5 protein-coding genes and 1 pseudogene are annotated in these 7,046 nt (G+C 56.3%); all 6 read right to left on the reverse strand.

Going from position 1 to position 7,046, the window contains the following annotated elements:
• Positions 1-49: 49 nt before the first annotated feature.
• Positions 50-1,273 (reverse strand): type II toxin-antitoxin system HipA family toxin, encoded by a 1,224-nt coding sequence (locus AWB74_RS35930; protein WP_061151376.1) that lies wholly within the window; start codon positions 1,271-1,273, stop codon positions 50-52.
• Positions 1,270-1,572, reverse strand: coding sequence for a helix-turn-helix domain-containing protein (locus AWB74_RS35935; protein ID WP_061151377.1), 303 nt, complete (start codon positions 1,570-1,572; stop codon positions 1,270-1,272). Before AWB74_RS35935 ends, AWB74_RS35930 begins: the two co-directional genes overlap by 4 nt.
• A 435-nt stretch (positions 1,573-2,007) precedes the next feature.
• Positions 2,008-4,296, reverse strand: a complete 2,289-nt coding sequence (locus AWB74_RS35940) for a hypothetical protein (protein WP_061151378.1) — start codon at positions 4,294-4,296, stop codon at positions 2,008-2,010.
• Positions 4,297-4,326: 30 nt separating this feature from the next.
• The gene (locus tag AWB74_RS35945) at positions 4,327-5,325 is read right to left on the reverse strand and encodes a PDDEXK family nuclease (protein WP_061151379.1); all 999 of its coding nucleotides are present in this window, start codon (positions 5,323-5,325) and stop codon (positions 4,327-4,329) included.
• Positions 5,301-6,332, reverse strand: a complete 1,032-nt coding sequence (locus AWB74_RS45910; protein WP_143749382.1) for a hypothetical protein — start codon at positions 6,330-6,332, stop codon at positions 5,301-5,303. The genes AWB74_RS35945 and AWB74_RS45910 overlap by 25 nt, the downstream gene beginning before the upstream one ends.
• 147 nt (positions 6,333-6,479) lie before the next feature.
• Positions 6,480-6,956 (reverse strand): annotated as a pseudogene (locus AWB74_RS48725) (TniQ family protein); the annotation flags it as partial.
• Positions 6,957-7,046: the final 90 nt, after the last annotated feature.

Consider the following 7,046-nt stretch of genomic DNA (forward strand, 5'->3'; position numbering starts at 1 on the left):
AGCGCCAACAGTAAACGCGGGGACGTGCCAACAAGGTTGTCCACAGGCGTCAGGCCATTCGCGATTGATTCGCGAATACGATCGTCTCCATTTCATCGAGCGTCGTTGGCTCGACAGGAAAGTCATCGGCGAAGCTTCGGAAGCCGGAAGCGACCGTCGCGATTCGCTCGATCGACTGAGAAGCCGTGCTCGCCGCGATGCCGGTCATGCTGGCCAGCTTCATCAACTGATCTCGCGCAGGCGCGCGTGCTTCGCCGCAGACGTCAATCTGATGCTCGCCGCCCGGTCCCTGATTGAACGTGAGGTCATACGCGGGCGAGAACATCCATCGGCCGTCCGACGCCATCACGAATGAGAAATTCTTCGAGTGATCGTCACGGTTGTTGAAGACGACGTTGAACACGCAGCGTTCGAATGCCTGCAACACTTCGCGCGCATCGCGGGTCATGAACTGCGTGAGTCGCAACAACGTCACGTAGTCCATTTGGGGAACACGGAAATCCGCATGCGCGACGCCCGCCGCGGTGTGCATCGGGATGCGCATGCCGCCGGAACGATCGAATCGCTCGATGCCGAACGCGGACAGCGACGGCGCAAGATCGAAGTATCGTGTGGCCGGCATCCGCAGTCCGCACGCGGCGGCGATCGCGCCGTACATCGCCTCGACGGCGCAGACTTCCTTATGCTCGTGTTGCGCGGGAAACTTGACGAGCCACGGCACGCCGGCGCCGCTCTCCGTGTTCGACATCCGATCGCTCGTTGCCTCGTAATTGACCAGCACTTTCGGGCGCGCGCCATGCGGTGAGCCGCCCATCAGCGCGAGTTCGCGAAGCAGTGCGTCGCTGCCGTCTTCCATGACTTGCCGGACTTCGCGCGCGAGCGTCAGCAGTTGAACATCGTGCGGCGCCAGTTCGTCGCCCGTGCCTGGTTCGAACGTCAGCGCGCCCATCGCTTTTTCGCCGATGAAAGCAAGCCGGTCGAGGGGAGATAACCGTCGAGGCTCCAGACCTTGCTTGCGGAACAGCCGATCCATCAGCAGCATGCCCCAGCCATCGGGCAGCGCATCGCTTACGAGGCCGGGTAAGCGAAGCTGATGCGCGGGAAAATCGCCGAAGCTGCCGGAGCCCAGTGGAAGCTTGAACGGAGAGAGCTGAAGCCCTCGTTCGAGCGCCGCCGCCGAATATTCGAACAGCAGGTCGCGGCCATCGTCGGCCAGTTGCCCCAGTTCGAAACGCTCGCCGTAGCCCGCGTAGATGACGCTCAGTTTTTTCATGGCTGCGACCGCGATGCGCGTTGCCGTTTGATACTGGCCTTTTCCATCGCCTTGATGGATCGTGGCTTCAGCTCGAACAATGTGTCGAAGTTGCCTGCAAGTCCGAGCGCCGCTGCGATGCGAATGAAGTTATCGAGCGTCGCGGGACCATTTCGCTCGATGTTGCGTAGCGCGCGCTCCGAGATCCCCGCGCGAGCCGCGAGTTCGGCCTGCTGGAGATTCTGCGCCAGCCGATGTGCTCGAAGGCGCTGCCCCAGTTCGTCGGAGATTTCGCTGGAGCTGGCGAGGTCAAAGTTCATATTGGTGCCGGTTATGGCATGTTTTCGGCTATAAACGGCATGATATTAACGGTTATTCGAACGGACGTCGAGACGGTTAATCGGCGTTTTTATACCGATTACGCGCTCGTCGTCCTTAAAAGCAAAAGCGCCTCCGAAGAGGCGCTTTCGAGAATATAGTGCTCGCAAAGAATGAAAGCGTCCCTTGCCGAGGTTCGCAAATCGCTGAAAGCCATGTCCGGTCTGCCTCAGCCAGGTTTGCGGGACGCTTTTAGAAACCCTCACAACCCTAGAATATCGGGATATTCCCCAAAGTGGGGCAAAAAACAATTGATAGTGTCCTCGCCCCCGCCACGTATGGGTCGGCGGGAAAAATCACCCCCCGATTCGCTCGATTCCCGCCAGCTCAGCAGTTCGTGCGGCAGCAATCGTCGAAGCCTTCCCGGAAGCGACCCTCTACCAGTCAGCCAAGATACGACCTCGCGGACGACTGGGCTCGATAAACCCTGGCGTCGGTTGCTTCGGGGCGACCTCACCCTTGGAGCCACGCTTTCCGCTCAGCCCGTCAATCAAATCGTCCGTGTCGGCTTGGCGCCCCAAATCCGCTGCAACTTCCTTTGCCTCTGTTTTTGTCACCTTCGTCTTGAACCCCTCGACTTTCGCCATCGCGGCTTGTTTGACCTTCGATACCGGCTTCGCGACGACATTGGCGACCGTCGAATGGAAGCGTTCCCTATCACGCTTTTTCGCCAAATCGGCATTTGATAGCGTGCTGATATAGTCGTGGAGGAACTTGTAGCCATCACCGTAGACCTTCAACGTGCCTTCAGTGGCATCGAGACACTCCAGGTACCCATCGTCATCCCATAAGAGGTGCAATGGAGACGTGAAAAGTTCGAAGCCCTTTACCGGGAACGCTTTCCCTCCATTTCGCTGACTATACTCGCGCGCTCGTTGTTGCAAACGCGGTGAGGTGTATTCCCTGTTCCCCAATCTAACGATGCCGCCACTCGCCGACCTCTCGAACGGCACAGAGAGCGTCCGGAAGATTTTTTCTTCGGGCCAATCCCACGCTGCATCTCCCCGTTGAAGGCTTTGGTTGTACAAGAAAACCTCTTTCGGAACCGGGGCCACTTTCGCTGCGGCCATCTCGTTGGTCCGGAGATGTCGCACATCCGCCGTCAGATTGTATTTGCTGATGGCCGTCAAGAAAGCCTGCATGAACTGCCTGAAGGTGATGACGGCACCTCGGGGCGCGTCTTTCAGCTTCAGACGATTCCGCGCTCGTGCTTCGTCCTTCTCATCACCCGTGCCTTTTACGGGTTCTTGGTAGCTCGAACCGGGAAGATTGCCCAGTTCCTTCTGCAAGTAGCCAATCAAGTTCTCGACATCGCCTTTTGCTTCAGGGTCACCCGGCGCTGCCATCAGGAGCTGTTCCTTCATGCGAGTCACAATCGCGTGCTGCATCTTCTCCGAGATACCGGCGTAGCGGTCCACGAAGATTTTTCGCGCATAGCCGTGGACCAGCCCGTCCAGACGCGGCACCCCCCAGCGTAATAACTCCCGTTCCTTGTCGGTGTAGGCGCTAAACATGCAAGCAAGGTACGCATCGGCGTTCTCATTCCCAAGGGTCACGTAATAGCCGACGCAGCATCGGCTGCCTCTATCCATCGCCACAAGGAACGTAGGCTTCAAGACCCCGTCGATTTGGACAAGGTCGTTTCCGAACTCGAGGAACTGCGTCGCAACAGTCCCATCAATATCGAATACGTTCAAGTCCCCGTCGGCTAGTTGAGCCGTGCTGCCCGCTCTCTTTCCCTCGTTCTTGCGACGGTCCAGTTCAATCCGTGCCTCCACCAATGCCTTTTGCCCTTCATCGAGCATCGAGGAGTCGGGCGGGTAGTAACGAGGGTCAATGGGGTGGTACTCAACTTCTCCTTGTTTGTTACGGTTGTACCCAACGAGCTTGAGTTTGAACCGTTCGAGCAATTCCGTGATTGTCAATGACAGGTTGTGGGCATGCTCACGTATGAAACTCACCCACCGGGTCAGCATCCGCGGCCGAAGTTGCTTACGACCGAGATGGGAATCAGCGTCTAGCCGTTCGGCCGAAGGCTTCCGACCCTGCAGCACATATTCGCCGTCTTTCTTCAGCCCACGACGCTTCTTGCTTTTGCCTCCCTTCTTCCAGTGCTGCTCCGCTGTTGCATTTCTGTGACCACCATAGAACAGATGGCGCTCGTAGTACTTTCGTACTGTTTTTGCGTCGGCTTGAAACAAGTCACTCACGCACTTGACCATCTCCGAGTACGTTGCCTCGTCGCGGAACGGGTCATCACCGAACGTGCCTTCGATGTACATCATCATTCGGCGACGAGCCGTCATATCTCGCACATCTTCTTTGCCAAACTCTTGTTTGAAGCGGATGCGGGACTCAATAGCTTTGTCATCCTCCATCTCGAGCGGAACTGCACGCTCCATCACAGGCTTGAGCAGGCCGGCCTTGAACAGACTCTCTGCCCTCCGCCGCTTGAAAACCTCTCGGTTTGTGGTTGAGGCGTCGTCCTCATTGAGGACCAGTGCGGCACCTACCGACTGCTCGCCAAGCTTTACCGCGTAGATGAAGTGCTCGCTTTCTCCAAGATATCGATACAGCGTCTGCTTACCACTTGGGGAAATTTGGATGAACGGTTGATGTTTGGTAAATTTGATAGCCCTGTATCCATCGTAGTCCTTAATTCGCATTGCATACTCCCGTTGTGGTTGAATTCCGATTTACTTCACGAGAAACATTTGCTCCAGCGGGTGGACCGGGTACCGGTGGTCCCAACGGAGGTGGCCCAGAAAGAACGCCACCCCCAGTGCCCGGTACGACTCATTCAAAGTCCAGCCTTGCCGCCGCGCGCCGACCATTCCGACCACCCGGTCCATTGAGCCCTTGGCTTCAGACTTATTGAGTGCCTTTCCGAAGTCGGCGGCTGCCGCCGCAAGCCGGCGAATCTCTTCGGTGCTCGCCTTGCCCATATAAGAAAGAAGGCGCTCGTAGTTAGTCGTCTCCTGCTCTGGCACAGTTAGCTCGGTCATCACCTCATGCGTTGCGCCCCACTCCCACAGCCCTGCGGCTTCCTTCTCATGCCGGCGAACGACTTTCGGGTCGAGCAGCTTCGCGTCAGGCTTTACCGACACTCCGTGATAGATGTGATACGGAAGGCCGGGTAAGCAAAGCCTGAGCATGAAGTCGATAGTGCGTAGTTTGTTCTCGGGGTAGCGGCAGCCGGCCCGACAATATTCGAGGAATTCCGCCCTGTTCCATTGCGGGTACTGAGTGCGGACTTCGACAACGAACGGACACATCTCAAACCAGCGAAGAAGACGCGCCTCCAGCCACGAGTGACAGGCCACCTTCCCCATGCCCTTGAAACTGTGGTGGTAGCCGGCAATGCCTTTGCGGCTGTCGCTGGCCTTCTTCCAACACTCAAACGAGTCTGCGCTAAGCACGCCTCGCGGGTCCGTCTCAGGAAGGACAATCGGCCAACTGAGTATTGGTCGTCCGCCAAGTAGGCGGATGCGAAGAGACGCTGGGTCATTCGGGTCGTATTCCAGCGGGCTCATGACCTCGGGGAGCTCGACTTTCTCGATTGGCAACGACCATCGAGATGTAGAGGCCGGTCGACTGCCCTCGGCCACCGCCAGTCCGCGGAGCCGCTCGCCTTCTGCGCGCGAGCCCGGGAGGTGGCTACAGTCGCCGATTATGCGCAGTTCTTTTTTAGCCATGTCATAGCTCGGTTGATGCGTCCCTTCAGTTGTTGTTCAGTCAAGCCGCAGTATGTCGACCTGAAACCGTACGGATGGGTGATGCAAATCTCGCTTACCCTCTCACAGATGTGAGCAAGCCGCCGATTGAGGTACTCATCATCTGAATCTACACATGCATCAAGGGCTTCTTGCACAACGATAGACCGTTCCGCCCAGCCCTTTAGTGACTCGTTCTTGGTGTTGTTCAAGAGGCGGGCACGTGTAATTCGTCTGAGCGGATATATCTCAATCAAACGGAGGCATATGTCGTAGATGCTTTCGCTAACTCGAATTTCCTCCTCATTAGAAGGATTCTCCTCCTTTGGTGCACAGGATGACCGCTGAGCAGCCAGCGCGCGCCGGGTGATGGGGTCGCTCGGTATGACCTCCTCGAGCCAATCCGAATCTTCGAAGAGAGCAAAACGCCAATGACGTCGTCCACCCGGCATATCGTATAGTTGCCTCCTACTTAAATTCGGATTCTGCGCTAGCGCGTTACGAATGAACTTGCGGGTTTCACGACGCTGCTTTTCCCGTGCCCCATCATCCATGCGCTCAATCCGTGAGATAACTTCGCTCTTATGGTGAGGCTCCACGCTTCTTATTCGCTTTGGAACGTAACGACACGCCTCTTCATAGGACGCAACGTCACTTTTGCGAAGTTCAGCTTCATGTCGCAATCCATCCCAACCGCCGAAGATAGCGTAGACAATAGCGACATTTTGACGAGGGTTTATGAGCCGTGTACCGTCTTCGGCTCTACCTAGCAAACGCAGAATGGTTCCCTCATCTATGTTTAGCCATCTCATGCTTTGCCGGTCTAATGCGTCTTCTAAGCGCTTCGTGAGCTCTTTCCTGATTCTGAACTTCACCGATGGTTCATGACGAAGCAAATGTCCTCGCACAAGCTCCGGAATTGTTCCTGGTTCTAGCACTATCGGACATTTACCTTGCATCAACTCAGTCGCCATTGAGTCAATGCTCAAGAGAACGCCTTCAGTTCTTTGTCGCTTTGGAGCCGCTATGCGTCGCAGCGCCTTTCCGCACAAGCACCGCACTGCAGGACTAAGCGATTGGTCGTTTCGGCGATGACCGTATTCGCATGTGTTGCAGTATGTATAAAGTGGCTCTCGATGAACAACACAGTAGGCTACCCCAGGAATTAGATGGCCACGCCGCCAATACGTGAAGGGAGCCTTGATTCTGCTGAGGTCCTCTTGCACACATTTCAAACATATTCCGAAACGTGCCCTATCGCTCATTCCAAACCCACTGGCTGCGTCGGCGTAGCCCTTCCTCCGATGATGCATGTACAGCTGCTTCCTGGCGGTCTTTTCAAGAAAGGGTGCAAAGAGCGGGTAGCGTGTATGGCTATCAATCAGACTGTTTACGTCGGGCAAGCCACTCGGGAAAAGCGCTCTCGCTGTTTCCAATCGCGACGGGAGCGACCACGCGAAGCGACCGGAGGTGCTACCAAGTAGCTCGATAAGCCGCTTCCGCGAGTCAATCGACCGGTAATCGAGCATGCGGCTCAGAAAGCCGGTCGTGTCCTCCTCTTTCTGAATCTTCCCACCTAGGTAAAATCGACCCTCTAAGCTTTCACGCCGCATCCTCTCGCCTCCTCTTAACAGGCTGTTGAATTTCGTTCCGATGTGCACGGTCGTTGAGAGCTATGCGTTATGGATATCATGTTCACAACA

Source organism: Caballeronia arvi, assembly GCF_001544695.2.
Lineage (GTDB): Bacteria > Pseudomonadota > Gammaproteobacteria > Burkholderiales > Burkholderiaceae > Caballeronia > Caballeronia arvi.